Source organism: Mycobacterium sp. DL592, assembly GCF_011694515.1.
GTDB lineage: Bacteria > Actinomycetota > Actinomycetes > Mycobacteriales > Mycobacteriaceae > Mycobacterium.
On record NZ_CP050192.1, the window covers coordinates 1,658,895 to 1,678,773 of the forward strand.

Consider the following 19,879-nt stretch of genomic DNA (forward strand, 5'->3'; position numbering starts at 1 on the left):
GCTCAGGCCTCCACGTCGGCGTCGATGGGCGGGACGACGCCGTGGCGTCGAACGAGCACCACGTGCACGAGCGTGAGGGCCACGACCACCAGGGGCAGCAGCACGATGTGCCACATGAGCATCTGGCCAGGGTCGAGGACGTTGAACCACGCGCCCACCCCGACCGAGTTGAGGCCGTCCTTGGCTTCGTTGCCGATCCACTGCGAGTCGAAGTTGCTCTGTGACAGGAATCCGGTGAAGGACGTGCCGATCGAGATCGCGAACAACACGACTCCGGTGATCCAGGTCATCGACCTGCCGCCGCGCCACGCTGCCATCCAGAACTTGCCCCACAGGTGGATCACCATGAACCCGAAGAGCAGTTCCACACTCCACAGGTGAACGGAGTTCACATATCGGCCCAGTGTCGAGACGTGCCACCAGGCCGAGCCGCCCATCGCCAGAACACACCCGGACCCGATCACGATCGCAAGGGACGCGATGGTGAGTACTCCGAAGACATAGATCCATGACGCGACGTAGACGGGTTGGCGGTCAGGCAGGGCCTGGCCCGGCGGAACGAGCCCGACGATCCGATTCCGTAGGCCCGTCGTCCAATTCGTCGAACCGGTGGCGTTCGTCATGAGTTCTCACCACCGTCGGACTCGTCACCGTGTCCGGACGGGAATGGCACTACCAAAGCGAGGATGAAAAGGACGACCATCACGGCGATGATGGTCAGGTTGGCGACAGAAATCTGGATCACACCCCAGTGGAGATAGAGTCCAGCCCCCTCCGCGACAAGTCTGTCGGTCATTGAACCCAGTTTCATTCGACGGGACTGCTACGGCCAACGCCCGTTGCGAGAACGGCGTCCCGACAATGTCTAACGTCGAAAGATTTGTGGGCTCAAAGAACAATTCCCGCATGCAAATACGCGGGTCCTCAGAAGTCGCCGAACCCGCCGAAGTCGCCGCCGCCGAAGTCGCCGAGCCCGCCGCCGTCGCCGCCCCAGCCGCCACCGCTGTCGGCCCAGCCGCCGCTGTCACCGCCACCCCAGCCGCCGCCGTCGCCGGCCCAGCCACCGTCCTGGCCGCCGGCGTCTAGGCCTTGGTCGTAACCCTGATCGAAGCCCTGGTCGAAGCCCGTGCCGAAACCGTTCTCGAAGCCAGAGGCGTCATAGCCGACACCACCCATGCCGGAGAACAGCGAGTCGAACAACAGCACCGAACCGACACCCCAGGCGCCGGCCACCAGTGCGGTCTTCCACCACGGTTCGGAATACCAGCCGGCCGGCACCGGGCGCCCGGCCACCCGGCCACCCGGGTAGTAGTTCGGCGTGCGCGACGTCGGCACCGGCGAGGCCTCGATCTGACGGCCCTCGAACTCGACCTTGCGATCCTCGGTGACCGCGCCGGCCGACTTCTGGCCGGAGATCAGCTCCAGCTCCGGTCCGGGGTCCATGCCCATCGCGGTGCGGGCGGCGCGCACGTAGTACAGCCCTTCCAGGGCACTCTCCTTGGCCAGTAGCGCCTGCTTGGCCGTAGTCGCCTGGTCGATCTGGGACGACGCCGCGGTGAACCGCTCCGAAGCGTCAGCCAGCGCCTGGTTGGAGGCGTCATTGGTGCCGTTGAGGTTGAGCACCTGACCGCCGAGACGTTCGATGATCCGGCGTGCATCGGCCTTCGCGTCGGCCAGGCTGGCTGCATTGCGATTGCCCGAAGCCCGCGACGAACTCCACACCGCCAGCGCGATCGCGGCGACGACCACCAGGATGAGCACTACGAGCACACCATTCATGGCACCTACAGTACCGAGCCGGGGCCAGTGCTCCCGCAGTTGAGAATTTGCCTGTCAGAGAACGCCGATGGCGCGGTAGACCTCGTCGGACAGTGCGGTGCTGCGCGGGTCGGCGTTGCACTTGGTGGCGTCGAAGTAGTTCATCACGTAGGCGTAGCCGATCCGGTTCTCCAGGTCGACGAAACCGAACGAGCCGCCGGATCCGCCGTGGCCGAAGCTGAGCAGATTGGGTCCGGCGACCCCGCGCTGGTTAAGCATGTAGCCCAGGCCCCAGCCGTGGTCGGCGACCCGCGGGCCGAGCACCACGTCGGTGTCGAACCCGCCCTGTGACACCCGGGCCGCGTGCATCTGCTCACGGCTGAGCAGCTTCTCCTGAGCCAGTCCGTTGTAGAAGGTGGCCAGTCCCAGCGCGGAGACATGGCCGTTGGTACCGGGGAATTCGGCTGTGCGCCAACGGGTCAGCTCGTTGGAGCCGAGTTCGTCGTCGGGGACGAAGCCCATCGCGACAGACAGTCCGGCCATCGGATGTTCGTCCAGCGACGACGGGTGCCCGGGTGCCTGGCCGCTGCTGAGCACGTCGCGGATATGTGGCTTGTTCACCATCTCCGCGCAGCGGGAGTGTTCGGCGGCGGGCAGTCCGATATGGACGTCGATACCCATCGGCTCGGCGATCTCGGTGCGCAGGTACTGCCCGATGGTCCGGCCGCTGACCCGGCGCACGACCTCGCCGAGGATGAAGCCGAAGCTGACCATGTGATAGCCCTGCGCGGTGTCGGGCGTCCACCACGGCGCGGCGGCGGCGAGTTCTTCGCACACCCGGTCCCAGTCGGTGGTGTCACTCCAGTGCAGTCGGGTGCGTGGGCCGATCACCCCCGAGCGGTGTCCGAGCACGGAGGCGACGGTGATGTCCTGCTTGCCGTTGCGGCCGAATTCGGGCCAGTAGGTGGCCACCGGTGCGGACAGGTCGATCTCCCCGCGGTCGGCGAGCAGGTGAACGCACGTGCTCGTCAGGCCTTTGGTGCCGGAGAACACGCTGGCCAAAGTGTTCTCCCGCCAGTGCCTGCGCCGGCGCGCGTCGGCGTACCCGCCCCACAGGTTGACCACGAGCTCCCCGTCGACCCACACCGCCACGGCGGCGCCCACCTCATGACGGTCGGTGAAGTTCGCGACGAAGGCCTCGCGCACCGCGCCGAATCCCGCGACACATATGCCGCCGAGGGGGATGGGGTTACTCAACGCGCCTCCTGGTCGGGAATCCCTGACCGGCGTCGGGACCGAACCTGAATCTACGACGATCGACCGTATCCGCCGAAGCTGCGAACTTGATTGGAGCCGAACCGACATCGTGTCGTGACCAGCGGATTCCATGCTTCCCGAGCGCTCGCTCGGTCGGCACTTCACACTCAGACGTCGAACGACGACGGTGGTTCCAGGAGGACGATGAGCACCGACCCCGCTGTACGCACCGCCGTGGTCTTCGTCCACGGTCTGCTCGAACGCCGGCCGATGGACACCTTCGACACCATCGCCAAGACGGTGCTGGCCCCGCGGAACGGACGCTGGGACTACCACCCGCTGGCACTTGAGAGCACCGACTCCTACGAGGCGCGGCGCTACAGCACAGCCTCGGTGGACCTGTTCGAGTACGACTGGTCGTTCTTGATGACGAGCACCCGCTATGCGGGTTTCGGCTCTGCATTGCTGCGGGTGTTCGTGCGCCGGCCGCGCCACGTGCCCGACCAGATCTTCGGCATCTGGCGGGCGGCGTGGCTGGCGGTATTGATTCCTACCGCGGTGCTGGTGGCGCTGGCCGTCGTCGGCGGGTACCTGCTGCACACCGGAATCCCCGGCTGGATTCTCGGGGTGGTCAGCAGCGTGGTGGTGCTGAGTATCGCGTTGGCGGTGTTCCGCATGCTGCCCCGCGCGCTGACCCGGAGCTTTCTGACCACCGGATTTGTCAACGTCGCGCGCTACTTCGACCTGCAGCCCGAATCTCACGTGGCACGGCGCGCCATCCGGGGCGGCCTCGTCGACCTGTTGCACACGCTGCAGCAGGGCCGCTACGCGCGCGTCGTCGTGGTCGGACACGGCCTCGGCGGATTCATCGCCTACGACGCGTTGACGACACTGTGGGCTGAAACCCATCAACTGCGCGCCGAAGCGGCCGGCCCCGGCTCGCTGACGCAGCCGGACGTTCCTGGCTCCGTCGAAGAGTTCCAAGCCGAACAATTCGCGTTGTGGCAGCGGCTGAGAAGTCAGGGAAATCCCTGGCGTACAACCGATTTCGTCACGCTAGGGACACCGATGGCGTTTGCCGACCTTTTTGTCGCGAGGCCGCCGATCCTGGCCGGCGCCGCCCGCACCGATCGGCGGCATGCGCTGTTCGAATCGTTGGCCCGCAGGGGAGTCGTGGTGTGTTGCCCACCGCTTCCTGATGAGTCCGGCGATGCGGGCACGCTCGGCGGGCTGTCGCCGTTCGCGGTGACCCGCTGGACCAACATCTGGTTTCCGGTGACCCGCGGCAGCGTGCGGGGTGACTGGTTCGGCGGCGGCTTGGCTCCACTGTTCGGGCCGGGAATCCGCGACATCGCGGTGACCGGCAACCGGCCCGAACGGTTGCGACCCGGAGTGCCACAGACGAAGTACTTCGCCTACCCGGATCGCGGCGACGTCGGCGACGTCGCCGTTCATCTCCGCAGCGTCCTCGCCCTCGACGAGCGAAGCGGCCTGGCGGCGTCGGTCTCGGCGCCCGAACCCGATCCGTCCACAGTCGATCGGGTGGTGTACCGCTCGTGGCAGCGCAGCATGTGACCGCGTCGCGGGTGGTGTGCGCCCCTTAGTCGGTGGACGTCGTCTTGCCGCGCTTGCTGCTGCCGATCGCTGCTGAACCGGTCGACTTCTTGGCGTCGCGGTCCGCCGTGGGTGTGGTGTCCCGTGCGGAGTTGTCGTTCGGGGTTGCGGCCGCCCTCGCGGTGGCAGGAGTCGCGATCGTCCTGGCGGGCGCCGTGGCAGCGGCAGCGTCGCGGTTGCTTCGCCCCACACTTTTGCGGACAGGTTCGGCGGTGCTCTCGCCAGAGTCAGCGGCGGCCGCGCTGGCGGCGGCCGGCCGGGCCTGCGCCGCCGCAGCGCTGCCGCAGTTCTGGCCGAAGAAACACACCGGGACTGTCGGCACCCTGGGTATGTGCAGGAAGTCCAGCAATGGATTGACCAGGCCAGCGAAGCCATTCCATGCGTAGACGACTGCGCCCAGGGCCACGACGACCCCGCCCACGCCGATCGCCAGCAGGCCGGGCACCGGGCCCAGACCGAGACTGTTGAGGTAGTCCAGGAACGATGCCGCCAGCGCCAACAGGTCCGGCGGCGATGACGACGTAGCCGAGGCGGTGGCCGACGCAGCCGGGGAGGCCGAGGTTCGGCTCGCTGCCGCGGGTCGTACGGCCGCCGGGCCGGGCACGCTGGGCGGGCTGGCCACCGCAGCGAACGGCGCAGAGATCCTCACCACAGCGGTGCTCACGTCTGCCGTCGTGACTGCCGCGAGCTGCAGCAGATGACTTTCGGCATGCGGAGCCGCAACACCGGTGATCGTCGGTGGCGCGGTTAACAGGCCCAGGGTCACGATGCCGACACTGGCGGCAGCCAACCCGGCGGAGTACGGGCGGGCAGACGTGGACTCGAATGGTCGGGGCATCGTTACCTCCGGTCGGGGCTCACACGAACGGGATCGATCCTCGCATCGGGAGGGCGATTCGAAGCGGCTTCACGGCAACATGACCGGGTCGGATCGGCGCAATCACCCTCCCGGCATCCGCTTCGACCGCACAAAAAGGCCCTGAACTGCACGGGCAGTTCAGGGCCATGATCTGAGCGGGCGACGGGAATCGAACCCGCGTAGCTAGTTTGGAAGACTAGGGCTCTACCATTGAGCTACGCCCGCGTGCATTGCGCGAGCCCAAATGTACCGGCGGCTCCCAGATCAAATCCAGTCGGCCCTGTCGAACCCCTCCTCGACAAGGTGGATTGAGGCTGAGCAGCGGTGGGGCCGTAGGATCGCGGGCGCGAGAAAACAGCACGGGGTGTAGCGCAGCTTGGTAGCGCATCCGCTTTGGGAGCGGAAGGCCGCAGGTTCAAATCCTGTCACCCCGACACGCCCTACAACCACGCGTCAACGAAGAACTACACCGAGGAGCACCGCAGTGAAGAGCACCGTCGAGAAGTTGAGCCCGACCCGGGTTCGCATCAACGTGGAGGTGCCCTTCACGGAATTGCAGCCCGACTTCGAGCGCGCTTACAAGGAGCTCGCCAAGCAGGTCCGACTGCCGGGGTTCCGGCCGGGCAAGGCTCCCGCCAAGCTTCTCGAGGCACGCATCGGCCGCGGCGCCGTGCTCGAGCAGGTCGTCAACGACGCACTGCCCAGCCGCTACAGCGAAGCCGTCACCACCACCGAGGTGCGCCCGCTGGGCCAGCCGGACATCGAGATCACCAAGATCGAGGACGGCGAGGAGCTGGTCTTCACCGCCGAGGTCGACGTGCGGCCCGACATCGAGCTGCCCGATCTGTCTGAGCTGAAGATCTCGGTGGACTCCATCGAGGTCTCCGACGAGGACGTCGACAACGAGCTGCAGTCGCTGCGGGCCCGCTTCGGCACCCTCAAGGGTGTGGAGCGCCCCGCGCAGGAAGGTGACTTCGTCTCCATCGATCTGTCGGCCACCGTTGACGGCGAGGACGTCCCCGAGGCGTCGACCGAGGGGCTTTCCCACGAGGTCGGGTCCGGCCAGCTCATCGACGGCCTCGACGAGGCCATCGTCGGACTCTCGGAGGGCGAGTCGAAGGTGTTCACCACCAAGCTCGTCGCCGGTGAGCACGCCGGCAAGGACGCCGAGGTGACGGTCACCGTCAAGTCGATCAAGGAACGCGAGCTGCCCGAGGCCGACGACGAGTTCGCCCAGCTGGCAAGCGAATTCGACACCATCGAAGAACTCAAGGCCAACCTCGTCGAGCAGGTCAACCGCGTCAAGCGCATCCAGCAGGCCGAGCAGATCCGCGACAACGCCCTCGAGCTGCTGCTGGAAAAGGTCGACGTGCCGCTGCCGGAGGCGATCGTGCAGGCGCAGGTCGACGAGACCGTCCACAACGCCATCCACGGCCTCGATCACGACGAGGCCAAGTTCGCCGAGGCGCTCGAAGCCCAGGGCAGCTCGCGTGAGCAGTTCGACGCCGACACCCGCGAGGCAGCCGAGAAGGCGGTCAAGACCCAGCTGCTGATGGACGCCATCGCCGACGATCTCGAGATCCAGGTCGGCCAGAACGACCTGACCGAGCGCCTGGTGCTGATGTCACGTCAGTACGGCATCGAGCCGCAGCAGCTGCTGGGCATTCTGCAGCAGAACAACCAGCTGCCGGCGATGTTCGCCGACGTGCGTCGTGGCCTGACCGTCGCCGCGGTGGTCGAGGCGGCCACCGTCACCGACACCGATGGCAACGTCGTCGACACCAGCGAGTTCTTCGGGCCGCCCGCCGGTGCCGAGTCCGCCGAGACCGCCGAGGTCGAGGACGAGGCCGGCGAGTCTAACGACGACGACGCGCAAGCCAAGGCCGACGAGGCCGAATAACGCCGACAGCGAAAGCGCGCTCCTCAGGGAGTGCAGATTGCCGCTGGTTGGTTAGGGTCGGGTAGAACTTCGATTAGTTCAAGGTCTGTAGAAAGCAGGTATCAAGTCGTGACTCATATGCGTTCGGGCATGCCAGGGCTGAACCTTTCCGACTCGGTGTATGAGCGGTTGCTCGCCGAGCGCATCATCTTCCTCGGCTCCCAAGTCGACGACGACATCGCGAATAGGTTGTGCGCGCAGATCCTTCTGCTCGCCGCCGAGGATCCGACCAAGGACATCTCGCTCTACATCAACTCACCGGGCGGTTCGATCAGCGCCGGCATGGCCATCTACGACACGATGGTCCTCGCCCCGTGTGACGTGGCCACCTATGCGATGGGGATGGCCGCCTCGATGGGCGAGTTCCTGCTTGCCGCCGGCGCCAAGGGCAAGCGCTACGCCCTGCCGCACGCCCGCATCCTGATGCACCAGCCGCTGGGTGGTATCACCGGTGGCGCGGCCGACATCGCCATTCAGGCCGAGCAGTTCGCGCTGATCAAGAAGGAGATGTTCCGGCTCAACGCCGAGTTCACCGGCCAGCCGATCGAGCGCATCGAGGCCGACTCCGACCGCGACCGGTGGTTCACCGCTCAGGAAGCCCTGGAGTACGGCTTCGTCGACCACATCATCACCCGCGCCCACGTGAACGGACTCTCCAATGCCTGATACAACGCCCTTTTCTCAGGGAGACCCCCGGTTGGCGCCCCAGGCGCGCTACATCCTGCCGTCCTTCGTCGAGCACTCGAGCTGGGGCGTCAAGGAGTCCAACCCGTACAACAAGCTCTTCGAGGAACGCATCATCTTCCTCGGCGTGCAGGTTGATGACGCGTCGGCCAACGACATCATGGCCCAGCTGCTGGTGCTGGAGTCGCTGGACCCCGACCGCGACATCACCATGTACATCAACTCCCCGGGTGGCTCGTTCACCTCGCTGATGGCGATCTACGACACCATGCAGTACGTGCGGGCCGACATCCAGACTGTCTGCCTCGGGCAGGCCGCCTCGGCCGCGGCGGTGCTGCTGGCCGCGGGCACGCCGGGTAAGCGACTGGCGCTGCCCAACGCCCGCATCCTGATTCACCAGCCGTCGCTCGGCGGTGTCATTCAGGGCCAGTTCTCGGACCTGGAGATCCAGGCCGCCGAGATCGAGCGGATGCGGACCCTCATGGAGGAGACGCTGGCGCGCCACACCGGTAAAGAGGCTGCGGTCATCCGCAAGGACACCGACCGCGACAAGATCCTCACCGCCGCCGATGCCAAGGAGTACGGAATCATCGACACGGTGCTGGAGTACCGGAAGCTCTCGGCTCAGAACGCCTGATCGGTTCGCGCTGCACGCAACTCGGTGCCTATCGGTTGGGTAACGGCGGCGACACGCCAACAACCTGCGGCGCGTCCCGAGGCGACGAGAGCGGTGTCAGGGGATATGTTCACCATCACGCACGAATACCACCGACGCTATTCGGCTCTATCAGTCGCACCGTAGCGGAGCGAACGGGTAGCGTCGGGACATACACCACACAGGGTCGATGGCAACGATCGAACACCGACGGCGAAGGAAGTAGGACCCCACCACCATGGCGCGCATCGGAGACGGCGGTGACCTGCTGAAGTGCTCGTTCTGCGGCAAGAGTCAGAAGCAAGTCAAGAAGCTCATCGCGGGCCCTGGCGTGTACATCTGCGACGAGTGCATCGACCTCTGCAACGAGATCATCGAAGAGGAGTTGGCCGACGCCGACGACGTCAAACTCGATGAGTTGCCCAAGCCGGCCGAGATCCGGGAGTTCCTCGAGAACTACGTCATCGGGCAGGACACCGCCAAGCGCACGCTGGCCGTCGCCGTCTACAACCACTACAAGCGCATCCAGGCACAGGAGAAGCACCGTGACTCCCGCGCCGAGCCCGTGGAGCTGGCCAAGTCCAACATCTTGATGCTCGGCCCCACCGGCTGCGGCAAGACCTACCTGGCGCAGACGCTGGCCAAGATGCTCAACGTCCCGTTCGCCATCGCCGACGCCACCGCGCTGACCGAGGCCGGATACGTCGGTGAGGACGTCGAGAACATCCTGCTGAAGCTGATCCAGGCCGCCGACTACGACGTCAAGCGCGCCGAGACCGGCATCATCTACATCGACGAGGTCGACAAGATCGCCCGCAAGAGCGAGAACCCGTCGATCACCCGCGACGTCTCCGGCGAGGGTGTGCAGCAGGCGCTGCTGAAGATCCTCGAGGGTACGCAGGCATCGGTGCCGCCGCAGGGTGGGCGTAAGCACCCGCATCAGGAGTTCATCCAGATCGACACCACGAACGTCCTGTTCATCGTGGCGGGTGCGTTCGCCGGCCTGGAGAAGATCGTCTCCGACCGTGTCGGCAAGCGCGGCCTGGGCTTCGGTGCCGAAGTGAAATCCAAGGCCGAGATCGACACCCAGGACCACTTCTCGGAGGTCATGCCCGAGGATCTGATCAAGTTCGGGCTGATCCCGGAGTTCATCGGCCGTCTTCCGGTGGTCGCCTCGGTGACCAACCTGGACAAGGAATCCCTGGTCAAGATCCTCTCCGAGCCGAAGAACGCGCTGGTCAAGCAGTACACCAGGCTCTTCGAGATGGACGGCGTGGAGCTCGAGTTCGACGAGGATGCACTGGATGCCATCGCCGATCAGGCCATCCACCGCGGCACCGGCGCTCGAGGCCTGCGCGCGATCATGGAAGAAGTTCTGCTGCCGGTGATGTACGACATCCCCAGCCGCGACGACGTCGCCAAGGTCGTGGTGACCAAGGAGACCGTGCAGGACAACGTGCTGCCGACCATCGTCCCGCGCAAGCCGGCTCGGCCTGAGCGCCGCGACAAGAGCGCATAGCTTTCACCCTGTTCACGCTTGCGGCGAATCTGAGCTCCTGCGGGTCGCCGCAGCTGGTGCTCCGGTCGTCGCTCGACCTGGTTCAGCTCGCCGGCGAACTGCTGATTCCAGCGGCCGCGGTCTGGATCATGGCCGTTGTCGTACGACGTCACCCGACTGACGTCCCCCGATACACCAGCCCGCGAATCACCAAGGCGCTCGACAAACGCGCCATCCGTATCTCAGCCGCGGTGACATTGAGCGCGGGCCTGCTGATCTTCGGCGCCAGCATCGTCACCGCCACCGACAGCGCTCCCGGGTGCACGCAGTGGCCGGCAGTCCTGGCGGCGCTGGGCATGCTGGTCACCCTGCTCGGCTCGATGATCTTGGGGCTCGCCTGGGCGATCCACACCCAGGCCGGCTGGGTGCTGCTGGCCACCTTCTTCGCTCTCGACCTGTGGATCGTGTTCGGCATGGCCATGATGCACCTCAAGGGTGTACCGGACGCCCCGGACGCGATGCTGATGCTGGCCTTCGTCATGCACGCCATCTGCATGTACCTGACCACCGTGTGGGCGTTCCACGCCCGAAACCTCAGCACCCTGGCCCAGATTCGGGCAGGGGAGGCCGGCCGCTCGATCGGTGCGGTGTGGCTGTTCCTGGCCGCCTACATCGTGGTGAGTTTCTTCCACAACGAGACCGGCCCGTTCGATTCGTCGGCCGGTGGTGCGGTGTTGTCCGCGCTGACGCTGAGTGCGCTGGCGCTCACGATGGGCAGCGGTTACACCAAGTACCGAGAGGTGATGGCCGAGCAGGCGTCAGACGCCGACAGCGGGGAACGTCGTGGGCACTGAGGCGATCACCGCCAGCGACTCGGCGAAGAAGTAGATCGCCTTGAAGAACTCGAGCAGATCGCCGCGCTCAAGAGTGACCCGGCGATACATGATCGACCGCAGCACGTCGTAGCCGTCGCACAGAGCCATCCAGTCGGTGTAGTCGGCCGCCAGAACGTACGTCGCATCCGCCGCATCGGCACCGGGCACCACCCGGCAGTCCTGCACGAAGTACCCCGACCACGACAGGTACAGGTGGCGCTCTCCGCCGCCCAGTTCCGCGGGCAGGTTGCGCACGACCAGGGCCCACGACGCGCTGTACTGGGTCCGGACCACGTCGTAGACATCCCAATACTGCGGCAACTTGCCGGCGAGCGCCGCCTCGTTCGGCGCGGCGTCGAGCGCCGCACGAACGTCGTGCGCCCACGAGTCGCTGCAGAACATCGATGCCACGGTCACTTCTGCCCGAGCGGCACAAGCAGGCTGGCGAGGTCATTGGCGAGAGTGATGCCCAGCTCGTCGCATCTGCGCCGAAGACTGCTGCACAGCAGTAGCCGCATTTCGTCCTCGCTCCAGCCCAGCGGCTCATGGAAGGACCTGCGGCTCGACACCCCGCTGACTGTCAGGATCGTGCGCAGGGTGTCGTGGACTTCGCCGGCCACTGTGGGATCCCGTCGCAACGCATCCTGCAGGAAGAGTAGACCGCCCCGGACGTGTCGGGCGTCATCGAGATAGGTGGCTCGCGCTCCCTCGAGGAACGTGGGCAGTAGGTCGCGACCCGCTGCGAATCCCATCACCACACTGAGAAACGATGGCGCCAGGACACCCTGGATCCACAGGAAACATGTTGTGCCGTAACGGACTCGAGCCCGAACGTCGGCCGGATCGCGCCGCAGTTCGTCGGCCTGGTGGGCCAGCAGACCGAATGGCCCGACGAACGTTTCCTGCACCCAGCGGAATGTGTCGTCGAGCATGCCCATGACGTCGGGAGCCAGTACGCCGACCGCTTCGCGAAAGAACCGTCCGAAGAACACGGTGTGGCGAGCCTGCGTCTCGATCTGGGCGGCGAGGTGGAGCTTGTGTTCCTCGGCTGCGCCGATCATGAACGCCGGCAGGTCTGCTTCGAGTTGGCGGCAGCCGTGCAGGAAACTCGCGGCGATACCCCGGAACGACTCCCGCTCGTCGTCGCTCAGCGCGTGGGCCCAGTCCTCGCTGTCCTGGCTGAAGTCGAGTCCGAAGACATCCCAGCGGTGTGCGAGGTACTGGCGGTAGAGCAGGACGAGAGCCGACGGCACGTCCAGGCTGTCGCCGTCGGGCCCACCCCCGGCCAGGTCGGCGCGCGTAATTGTGATGTGGTCACGCTTGAACAGCGTTCTCGTTCTTTCCTGGTACACCGATGCCGGTGCCTCGATCTCTGTCACCGCGTCCTCCCAGCGTGAGTGACAAGCATTGCCTTACATTGTCTCAGCCGATGACGCGATCCGCTCGGCTGTAGACGTTCATCGAGTCACCCCGCAAGAAAGCGATCAGAGTCAGACCCGACTGGGTGGCCAGGTCGACAGCCAGCGACGACGGCGCCGACACCGCGGCGAGCACCGGTATTCCGGCCATCACCGCTTTCTGGGTGAGTTCGAACGACGCCCGGCCACTGACCAACAGGACGGTGCCGGCCAGCGGGACGTGGTTGGCTTCCAGTGCCCAGCCGATCACCTTGTCGACGGCGTTGTGCCTGCCGATGTCCTCGCGAACGGCCAGCAGGGCGCCGTCAGTGGCGAACAACGCGGCGGCATGCAGCCCACCGGTACTGGCGAAAACCTTCTGGGCTGACCGCAATTGGGCCGGCATCGACGTCAGAGTCGCAGTCGACACCGTCGATGGGTCGTCGCCCGGGGAGTACCGGCTGGACAGCCGAACCGCCTCCAGTGAGGCCTTTCCGCACACCCCGCATGACGAGGTGGTGTAGAAGTTGCGGGTCACGTCGGTGTCCGGGGGCGGTACATCGGGGTGCAGTGTGACGTCGAGGACGTTGTAGGTGTTGGCCCCGTCCTCGCCGGCGCCCCGGCAGTACTGCACCGTCAGCACGTCCTCGCGGCGGGCGATCACGCCTTCGGTGAGCAGAAAGCCTTGGGCCAGTTCGACATCGGAGCCCGGCGTGCGCATCGTGACCGTCACCGCCGCGGAGTTGACCCGGATCTCCAGCGGCTCCTCGACGACGAGCGTCTCGGGCCGTTCGGTGACGGTGCCGTCGGCGAGGTGGCTGGCTCGTCGTCGTGCGGTCACCCGCCCCATGAGGGCTCCAATCTAATGACGATCGCCTTGGACACCGGCGTATTCGATTTCAGCGCAACGTGATCCAGCGGAACCAGGGGATTGGTCTCGGGATAGTAGGCGGCGGCGTTGCCCACCGGAGTGGGGTACGGCACGACGAGAAAGTCCTTGGCGCGCCGTTCCTCGACTTCGCCGGTGGCGTCGGTGAACTCCGAGACCAGGTCAACCCGGTCGCCGTCGGCCAGTCCCAGCGACACGATGTCGGCGGGGTTGACGAACACGACCCGCCGCCCGCCCTTCACGCCGCGGTACCGATCGTCGAGACCGTAAATCGTGGTGTTGTATTGGTCGTGGCTGCGCAAGGTCTGCAACACCAGCCGCCCGGGCGGCACCGGCACCCACTGCATCGGGTTGACGCTGAAGTTCGCCTTGCCGGTGATGGTCGGGAACTCGCGCGCATCGCGAGGAGGATGCGGCAACTGGAATCCATCGGGTTGGCGTACCCGCCTGTTGTAGTCGGTGCAGCCCGGAACGACCGCCGCGATCGCGTCGCGGATGGTGTCATAGTCGGCGGCGAAGCTCTCCCACGCCACCGGGTGCCCGGCGCCCAGCACTGCGCGCGCCAGCTGGCAGATGATCGACACCTCGCTGCGCACCTGGTCACTCGGCGGGGTCAGTGAACCCCGTGACAGATGCACCATCGACATCGAGTCCTCAACGGAGACAACCTGTTTACGGCCGTTGACAATGTCACGGTCGGTGCGGCCGAGGGTCGGCAGGATCAACGCGCTGGTGCCGTGGACGAGGTGGCTGCGGTTGAGTTTGGTCGACACCTGCACCGTCAACGCGCATGAGCTCAACGCCGACTCGGTGACCGTGGTGTCGGGGGTCGCCGAGGCGAAGTTGCCGCCCATTCCGATGAACACCGAGGCGCGGCCGTCGCGCATCGCCCTGATGGCGTCGACGGTGTCGTAACCGTGCTTGCGAGGGCTGGTGATCCCGAACCGGCGGTCCAGGGCAGCCAGGAACGGTTCGGGTGCCTTCTCCCAGATGCCCATCGTCCGGTCGCCCTGGACGTTGGAGTGCCCGCGGACCGGGCACACGCCGGCGCCGGGCTTTCCGATCATGCCGCGCATCAGCAGGACGTTGGTGAGCTCGCCGATGGTGGCTACGGCATGGGTGTGCTGGGTGATGCCCATGGCCCAGCACACGATCGTGCGCTGCGAGCCCGCCAGCATCTCCGCGACCCGCTCGAGTTGCGCGCGTTGGATTCCGGTGGCTTCGACGACGGTGTCGAGGTCGACGGTGCGGGCTTCGGCGAGATAGTCCTCGAACCCGTGGCAGTGGTCATCGATGAAAGCCCGGTCGATGACGCTGCCGGGGGAGCGGTCGTCGGCTTCGACCAGCAGCCGGCCCAGCCCCTTGAACAGGGCCAGGTCGCCGCCGATCCGGATCTGGACGAACTCGTCGGCGATCGGTATCCCGTGACCGACGACGCCGTGTACCTTCTGCGGATCCTTGAACCGGATCAGTCCGGCCTCGGGCAGTGGATTGACCGCGATGATCTTGGCGCCGTTGGCCCGCGCCTTCTCCAGCACCGACAGCATGCGCGGATGATTGGTGCCCGGGTTCTGGCCGGCTATCACGATGACGTCGGCGTGCTCGATGTCATCGACGGTCACCGACCCCTTGCCGATGCCGATCGAGTCGACCAGCGCGGTGCCGGAGGACTCGTGGCACATGTTCGAGCAGTCCGGCAGGTTGTTGGTGCCGAAGCTGCGTACCAGCAGCTGGTAGAGGAATGCGGCCTCGTTACTGGTGCGACCCGAGGTGTAGAACACCGCCTCGTCGGGGGAGGCCAGTGCGTTCAGATTCTGTGCGATCAGCGCGTACGCCTCGTCCCAGCTGATCGGCCGGTAGTGCGCCTCGCCGGGGCGGAGCACCATCGGATGGGTGATCCGGCCCTGCTGGGACAGCCAGTACTCCGGTTTGGCCGCCAGCTCCGCCACGGTGTGCCGGGCGAAGAACTCCGGCGTGACGCGGCGCTTGGTCGCCTCCTCGGCCACCGCTTTGGCGCCGTTCTCGCAGAACTCGGCGACCTTGCGGCCGCCATGCTCTTCCGGCCATGCGCAGCCGGGGCAGTCGAAGCCGTGGCGCTGATTGAGTCGCGCCAAGGCTTCGACAGTCCGGATCGGTCCCATCTCTGCCAGGCCGCGCCGCAGCGCCACCATGACGGCCGGGACACCGGCAGCCTCGACTTTGGGCGCTCCGACGGTTACCGCATGCTCGTCGTAGTCGGCGTCGACGTCCCGAAACTCACCCATGCCTCTAAATCTAGGCGGCTTCGGTCAGGACCGGCACGTGCCCTCGGATGCCGACTGTCTCAGTCGGCCGAGTTGTGGCCGCCCCGCTTGCCCGATGCCCGGGCCGACCCGCCGGAGGCGCCTGCCGACGAGTTCTTCTCGGCGCCCGCGCTGGCACTGTCGGCCGAGCTGGCATCCTTCTTGGCGCCGGTCGTGGCGGCAACCGCGGACTTGCTCTCCCGAGCGCTGCCCGCTTTGGCCGGGGCAGGCGCGCTGGTGTCGTCGGACGCCTTGTTGTCCTTGCTGGGCGTGTCAGCGGCGTCGGTGGCGTCGGTGGCGGGCGCCCCGGTCGAGTCGTTGCCCGCGGCCGGTGTCGTCTTCGTCGCGGAGTCCTCGACAGCCGACGGAGCCGCGGCAGGGGCCACCGCGGCTGCGGTTTGAGTTGGGGCTTGTCCGGTGAGGACCTGCTTGACCACCGCCGTGATGGTGGCGATGCCCTGGGCGACGGCGGTTGTGACGTTCTTGATGCCGGTCTGCACGACGGTGCTCAGATCGGCCGACCCGAGCGCGCCCAGCACGCTGGTGACAGCGCCGGCCACTGCGGCCACCACCGGCATGAAGGCGCCCGGGAGGGCCGTGGCGATGGTCAGTGCGCCGCTGATCAGATTCGGCAATACAGTCAACACCTGGCCGATGCGGTCAAGCCCGGCCTGAATGACGCCGCCCAGCTTGCCGCCGATCGCCGTTGCGATCTGCTGGCCGGCGTCGGAGAGTGCCTGGGCAATCGATGATCCCTTGGCCAGGTCCGTGACGACCGTGCCCACCGCGGTCTGGATAGCCGTGAGAATCGCCCCGCCATTGGCGGTCAACGTGTTGATGATGCTGCCCAAATCGAAACTCGGCCAACCGCCGCCACCGCCGCCCCAATTGTGCGACCAATCGGGCGAATCCTCACCCCCGTCATCGTGGCGGTTAGAGGTAATGGCCGAATAACTTGCCGACAATTGATCGGTCGCATGCGTGAGTGCGATTTCGACTGAGGCGAATGTGGCCGCTTGGCTGTGCTCCAGGACCGGAACCGCCCCTGCGAGCAGGGCAGCGACGGCGAAGGGCGCGATGACGCGTGAAGTGTGCATGGTGATTTCCCCCCTTGAGAGTTTCGACTGATGAACTCAAACCGGCATCACCATAACCTCACTCACGCCGCTACGCGACGCTTCTGGTAAGGCAATATGCCGTTATTGTCGGGGCGCGAAAGCGTGCCGAATTGGGTGTCCAGTAATTACGTCGGTATTGACCATTAGGGGGGCCGTTGCTAGGAGTAGTGGGTGCGGGGAGATAAGCCTGCGTAGGCCGCATTCTGTCGTTGACGCGGACGTAACAAGTTTGGAACCGGAGCTTCCTAGTGTGGGCCGGTCACATACCCGCGAAGCAGACGCGGGTGTCTTGGTGGAAGAGGAAACACACTTGAGCGGAAACGCGGTCCGCCTGACGGCGATCAACAATGTCGAGGCCTACGAGCCACCGCCCATCAGCTTCGATCCCGGTGAGGCGCCGGGCGAGATCTTCGGCTCCAACGTCTTCACGCTGGCCGAGATGCGCCTGCGGCTGCCCAAGTCGGTGTACAAGTCTGTCGTTGCCACCATCGAGAAGGGCGCCAAGCTCGACCCGGCCGTGGCCGATGCCGTCGCGTCGGTGATGAAGGACTGGGCGCTGTCCAAGGGGGCGACGCACTACGCGCACGTCTTCTACCCGATGACGGGGCTGACCGCCGAGAAGCACGACAGCTTCCTCGACCCGGTCGGCGACGGAACCACCCTCGCCGAGTTCGCGGGCAAGACCCTGATCCAGGGCGAGCCCGACGCCTCCAGCTTCCCCTCGGGCGGCCTGCGCAGCACCTTCGAGGCGCGGGGTTACACCGGTTGGGATGTCACCAGCCCGGCCTACATCCTGGAGAACCCCAACGGCAACACGCTGTGCATCCCCACGGTGTTCGTCTCGATGACCGGTGAGGCGCTGGACTACAAGACGCCTCTGCTGCGCAGCCAGCAGGCCATGGGCGCGCAGGCCGAACGAATCCTGAAGTTGTTCGGGCACAAGGATTTCGACCACATCGTGTCGTTCTGCGGGCCCGAGCAGGAGTACTTCCTGGTCGACCGTCACTTCTTCCTGGCCCGCCCGGATCTGATCAACGCCGGACGCACGCTGTTCGGCGCGAAGCCGCCCAAGGGCCAGGAGTTCGACGACCACTACTTCGGCGCCATCCCCGAGCGCGTGCTCGGCTTCATGATGGACACCGAGCGTGAGCTGTTCAAGCTCGGCATTCCGGCCAAGACCCGCCACAACGAGGTCGCACCCGGACAGTTCGAGATCGCGCCGATGTTCGAGCGGGCCAACATCGCCGCCGACCACCAGCAGCTGCTGATGACCACGTTCAAGGCCATCGCCAAGAAGCACGGTATGGAGTGCCTGTTCCACGAGAAGCCGTTCGCCGGCGTCAACGGTTCGGGTAAGCACGTCAACTTCTCACTGGGTAACGCGCAGTTCGGTTCGCTGCTGGTGCCCGGTGACACGCCGCATGAGAACGCCCAGTTCCTGGTGTTCTGTGCTGCCGTGATCCGCGCCGTGCACAAGTTCTCCGGCCTACTGCGGGTGTCGGTGGCCTCGGCCACCAACGACCACCGCCTCGGCGCCAACGAGGCACCGCCGGCGATCATCTCGATCTTCCTCGGCGACCAGCTGGCCGACGTGTTCGATCAGATCGCCAAGGGTGCGGCGACATCGTCAAAAGGCAAGGGCACCATGATCATCGGTGTCGACACGCTGCCCGAACTGCCGACCGATCCGGGCGACCGCAACCGCACCAGCCCATTTGCCTTCACCGGCAACCGTTTCGAGTTCCGTGCGCCGGGCTCGGGCCAGACCATCAACGTGCCGATGATCATTCTCAACACGATCATGGCGGACTCGCTCGACTACATGGCCACCGTGCTGGAGAGCGCCGTCGCCGATGGCGAGGACTTCGATTCCGCCGTGCAGAAGCTGCTCACCGAGATCATCACCGAGCACGGCGCCGTCGTGTTCAACGGTGACGGCTACTCGGAGAACTGGCAGATCGAGGCGGCCGCGCGCGGATTGCCGAACCTCAAGACGACGCTCGATGCCATCCCGCAGTTGGTGACGCCGGAGGCGATCGAGGTCTTCGAGAAGTATGGCGTCTTCAACTCGCGCGAGCTGCACAGTCGTGAAGAGGTCCGTTACGAGACCTACGCGCTGACCGTCAACGTCGAGGCCAAGCTGACGCTGGAGATCGGGTCGACGGTGATTCTGCCTGCGGCCGTTCGGTACCAGACCGAGCTGGCGCAGAACGTCGCGGCGCTGAAGGCGGCCGGTGTGGATGCCGACACCACGCTGCTGGCGACGGTGTCGACGCCGATCTCGGAGCTGACGGCAGCGCTGGCAGCGCTCAAGACGGCGCTGGGTGCGCACGGCGGCGACACCGGCAAGGAGGAGGCCGAGCACGCGGCGAGCCTGCTTCCCTTGATGGACGCGGTGCGTGCGGCGGCCGACACCCTGGAAGGTGTCGTGGCTGACGACCTGTGGCCGCTGCCGACCTATCAGGAGATGCTCTACATCCTCTGAGATGACGACACGATGATCGGCGCCCGGCGATATGCCGGGCGCCGATTTCGTGTTACCGGCGCGCCAGTGCGAACACCCGCAGTTCTCGGTCGGTACGGGTGCGATAGGACTGGTACATCGGGTAGGCCAGGAACCGCTGCAACGCCGGGCCCCGGGCGTCACCCGTCAAAAGTGTTGCCGTCACCGGTATTTCGACACCATTGATCGCCACCACAGCTTCGGGATCGGCCAGCAGGTTGGCCGTCCACCCGGGATGGTGCTGCTGGCCGAAGTTGCTGCCGAGCACTAACAGTCGGTCACCGTCACGTAGATAGCTCAGTGCCGACATTCGGGGCTGGCCTGATTTGCGCCCTGTGGTGGTCAGCAGCAGCTCGGGCAGTGACGTGGGCCCGAACAGCGTGAACTTTCCCTTGGTCGCCCGAAGGACCCGACGATCCAGCGGCACGAGCACGCGGATGAACCGTGATCCCACCCGAGACGACGCCAGCGCGTAGAAGGGACGGAACAGCGTCGAGATTCGTTCGCTGCCCCAATGGGCGTCGGGAAAATCCTGTGGCACGCCTGTCATA

18 protein-coding genes and 2 tRNA genes are annotated in these 19,879 nt (G+C 66.0%); 8 read left to right on the forward strand and 12 right to left on the reverse strand.

Annotated elements, in window-relative coordinates:
• Positions 1-2: 2 nt before the first annotated feature.
• The 4 genes from HBE64_RS07980 to HBE64_RS07995 form a co-directional block, all read right to left on the reverse strand.
• Entirely contained in the window at positions 3-623 is a 621-nt protein-coding gene (locus HBE64_RS07980) for a cytochrome b N-terminal domain-containing protein (RefSeq protein ID WP_167100055.1), read from the reverse strand.
• Positions 620-796, reverse strand: coding sequence for a hypothetical protein (locus HBE64_RS07985; RefSeq protein ID WP_167100058.1), 177 nt, complete (start codon positions 794-796; stop codon positions 620-622). Before HBE64_RS07985 ends, HBE64_RS07980 begins: the two co-directional genes overlap by 4 nt.
• A gap of 128 nt (positions 797-924) precedes the next feature.
• On the reverse strand, positions 925-1,779 hold the full coding sequence (locus HBE64_RS07990) for a DUF1542 domain-containing protein (RefSeq protein ID WP_167100061.1): 855 nt from the start codon (positions 1,777-1,779) through the stop codon (positions 925-927).
• A gap of 54 nt (positions 1,780-1,833) precedes the next feature.
• Positions 1,834-3,015: a serine hydrolase domain-containing protein gene (locus HBE64_RS07995; protein WP_243841531.1), complete on the reverse strand. Its 1,182-nt coding sequence runs from the start codon at positions 3,013-3,015 to the stop codon at positions 1,834-1,836.
• A gap of 204 nt (positions 3,016-3,219) precedes the next feature.
• Between HBE64_RS07995 and HBE64_RS08000 the strand changes: the two genes are divergently transcribed.
• Positions 3,220-4,590 carry a hypothetical protein gene (locus tag HBE64_RS08000; RefSeq protein WP_167100064.1) on the forward strand — a complete coding sequence of 457 codons (1,371 nt, stop codon included), beginning with the start codon at positions 3,220-3,222 and terminating at the stop codon, positions 4,588-4,590.
• 25 nt (positions 4,591-4,615) lie between these two features.
• Here HBE64_RS08000 and HBE64_RS08005 read toward each other — a convergent pair whose 3' ends face one another.
• Positions 4,616-5,467: a hypothetical protein gene (locus HBE64_RS08005; protein ID WP_167100068.1), complete on the reverse strand. Its 852-nt coding sequence runs from the start codon at positions 5,465-5,467 to the stop codon at positions 4,616-4,618.
• Between the two features lie 175 nt (positions 5,468-5,642).
• A tRNA-Gly gene (locus HBE64_RS08010) sits at positions 5,643-5,713 on the reverse strand.
• Positions 5,714-5,848: 135 nt separating this feature from the next.
• Here HBE64_RS08010 and HBE64_RS08015 point away from each other — a divergent pair.
• From HBE64_RS08015 to HBE64_RS08040, 6 genes are all read left to right on the forward strand, one after another.
• Positions 5,849-5,922, forward strand: a tRNA-Pro gene (locus HBE64_RS08015).
• A 50-nt stretch (positions 5,923-5,972) separates the two neighbouring features.
• Entirely contained in the window at positions 5,973-7,388 is a 1,416-nt protein-coding gene (gene tig, locus HBE64_RS08020) for a trigger factor (protein ID WP_167100071.1), read from the forward strand.
• Positions 7,389-7,505: 117 nt separating this feature from the next.
• Complete coding sequence (locus tag HBE64_RS08025; protein WP_167108888.1) at positions 7,506-8,093, forward strand: ATP-dependent Clp protease proteolytic subunit; 588 nt, start codon at positions 7,506-7,508, stop codon at positions 8,091-8,093.
• The gene (locus HBE64_RS08030; protein ID WP_167100074.1) at positions 8,086-8,748 is read left to right on the forward strand and encodes an ATP-dependent Clp protease proteolytic subunit; all 663 of its coding nucleotides are present in this window, start codon (positions 8,086-8,088) and stop codon (positions 8,746-8,748) included. The genes HBE64_RS08025 and HBE64_RS08030 overlap by 8 nt, the downstream gene beginning before the upstream one ends.
• A gap of 256 nt (positions 8,749-9,004) precedes the next feature.
• Positions 9,005-10,285 (forward strand): ATP-dependent Clp protease ATP-binding subunit ClpX, encoded by a 1,281-nt coding sequence (gene clpX, locus HBE64_RS08035; RefSeq protein ID WP_167100077.1) that lies wholly within the window; start codon positions 9,005-9,007, stop codon positions 10,283-10,285.
• Between the two features lie 56 nt (positions 10,286-10,341).
• A complete protein-coding gene (locus tag HBE64_RS08040) occupies positions 10,342-11,118 on the forward strand; it encodes a hypothetical protein (protein WP_167100080.1) in 777 nt (258 codons plus the stop codon).
• Here HBE64_RS08040 and HBE64_RS08045 read toward each other — a convergent pair.
• Genes HBE64_RS08045 through HBE64_RS08065 form a run of 5 tightly spaced genes read right to left on the reverse strand, consistent with a single transcriptional unit; the run spans position 11,083 to position 16,537 of the window.
• A complete protein-coding gene (locus HBE64_RS08045) occupies positions 11,083-11,550 on the reverse strand; it encodes a hypothetical protein (protein ID WP_167100083.1) in 468 nt (155 codons plus the stop codon). The genes HBE64_RS08040 and HBE64_RS08045 overlap by 36 nt on opposite strands.
• A 2-nt stretch (positions 11,551-11,552) precedes the next feature.
• Positions 11,553-12,518, reverse strand: coding sequence for a ribonucleotide reductase (locus tag HBE64_RS08050; RefSeq protein ID WP_167100085.1), 966 nt, complete (start codon positions 12,516-12,518; stop codon positions 11,553-11,555).
• A 43-nt stretch (positions 12,519-12,561) separates the two neighbouring features.
• On the reverse strand, positions 12,562-13,386 hold the full coding sequence (gene fdhD / locus HBE64_RS08055; RefSeq protein WP_167100088.1) for a formate dehydrogenase accessory sulfurtransferase FdhD: 825 nt from the start codon (positions 13,384-13,386) through the stop codon (positions 12,562-12,564).
• Positions 13,374-15,689, reverse strand: coding sequence for an FdhF/YdeP family oxidoreductase (locus HBE64_RS08060; RefSeq protein ID WP_167100091.1), 2,316 nt, complete (start codon positions 15,687-15,689; stop codon positions 13,374-13,376). The genes fdhD and HBE64_RS08060 overlap by 13 nt, the downstream gene beginning before the upstream one ends.
• A 59-nt stretch (positions 15,690-15,748) precedes the next feature.
• On the reverse strand, positions 15,749-16,537 hold the full coding sequence (locus HBE64_RS08065; protein ID WP_167100094.1) for a hypothetical protein: 789 nt from the start codon (positions 16,535-16,537) through the stop codon (positions 15,749-15,751).
• A gap of 598 nt (positions 16,538-17,135) precedes the next feature.
• On the opposite strand from HBE64_RS08065, the gene HBE64_RS08070 reads away from it, so the two are divergent.
• Complete coding sequence (locus HBE64_RS08070; protein ID WP_167100098.1) at positions 17,136-19,310, forward strand: glutamine synthetase III; 2,175 nt, start codon at positions 17,136-17,138, stop codon at positions 19,308-19,310.
• A gap of 52 nt (positions 19,311-19,362) precedes the next feature.
• On the opposite strand, the gene HBE64_RS08075 is transcribed toward HBE64_RS08070, so the two are convergent.
• The gene (locus tag HBE64_RS08075) at positions 19,363-19,869 is read right to left on the reverse strand and encodes a nitroreductase family deazaflavin-dependent oxidoreductase (protein ID WP_243841532.1); all 507 of its coding nucleotides are present in this window, start codon (positions 19,867-19,869) and stop codon (positions 19,363-19,365) included.
• Between the last annotated feature and the right edge of the window lie 10 nt (positions 19,870-19,879).

What these genes read in the sequence shown, in the direction of transcription:
- HBE64_RS07990 (WP_167100061.1), bottom strand. Translation starts at nt 1,779, where the DNA reads ATGAATGGTGTGCTCGTAGTGCTCATCCTGGTGGTCGTCGCCGCGATC.
- HBE64_RS08005 (WP_167100068.1), bottom strand. Translation starts at nt 5,467, where the DNA reads ATGCCCCGACCATTCGAGTCCACGTCTGCCCGCCCGTACTCCGCCGGG.
- HBE64_RS08025 (WP_167108888.1), top strand. Translation starts at nt 7,506, where the DNA reads ATGCGTTCGGGCATGCCAGGGCTGAACCTTTCCGACTCGGTGTATGAG.
- HBE64_RS08030 (WP_167100074.1), top strand. Translation starts at nt 8,086, where the DNA reads ATGCCTGATACAACGCCCTTTTCTCAGGGAGACCCCCGGTTGGCGCCC.
- HBE64_RS07980 (WP_167100055.1), bottom strand. Translation starts at nt 623, where the DNA reads ATGACGAACGCCACCGGTTCGACGAATTGGACGACGGGCCTACGGAAT.
- HBE64_RS08060 (WP_167100091.1), bottom strand. Translation starts at nt 15,689, where the DNA reads ATGGGTGAGTTTCGGGACGTCGACGCCGACTACGACGAGCATGCGGTA.
- clpX (WP_167100077.1), top strand. Translation starts at nt 9,005, where the DNA reads ATGGCGCGCATCGGAGACGGCGGTGACCTGCTGAAGTGCTCGTTCTGC.
- fdhD (WP_167100088.1), bottom strand. Translation starts at nt 13,386, where the DNA reads ATGGGGCGGGTGACCGCACGACGACGAGCCAGCCACCTCGCCGACGGC.
- HBE64_RS08000 (WP_167100064.1), top strand. Translation starts at nt 3,220, where the DNA reads ATGAGCACCGACCCCGCTGTACGCACCGCCGTGGTCTTCGTCCACGGT.
- HBE64_RS07985 (WP_167100058.1), bottom strand. Translation starts at nt 796, where the DNA reads ATGACCGACAGACTTGTCGCGGAGGGGGCTGGACTCTATCTCCACTGG.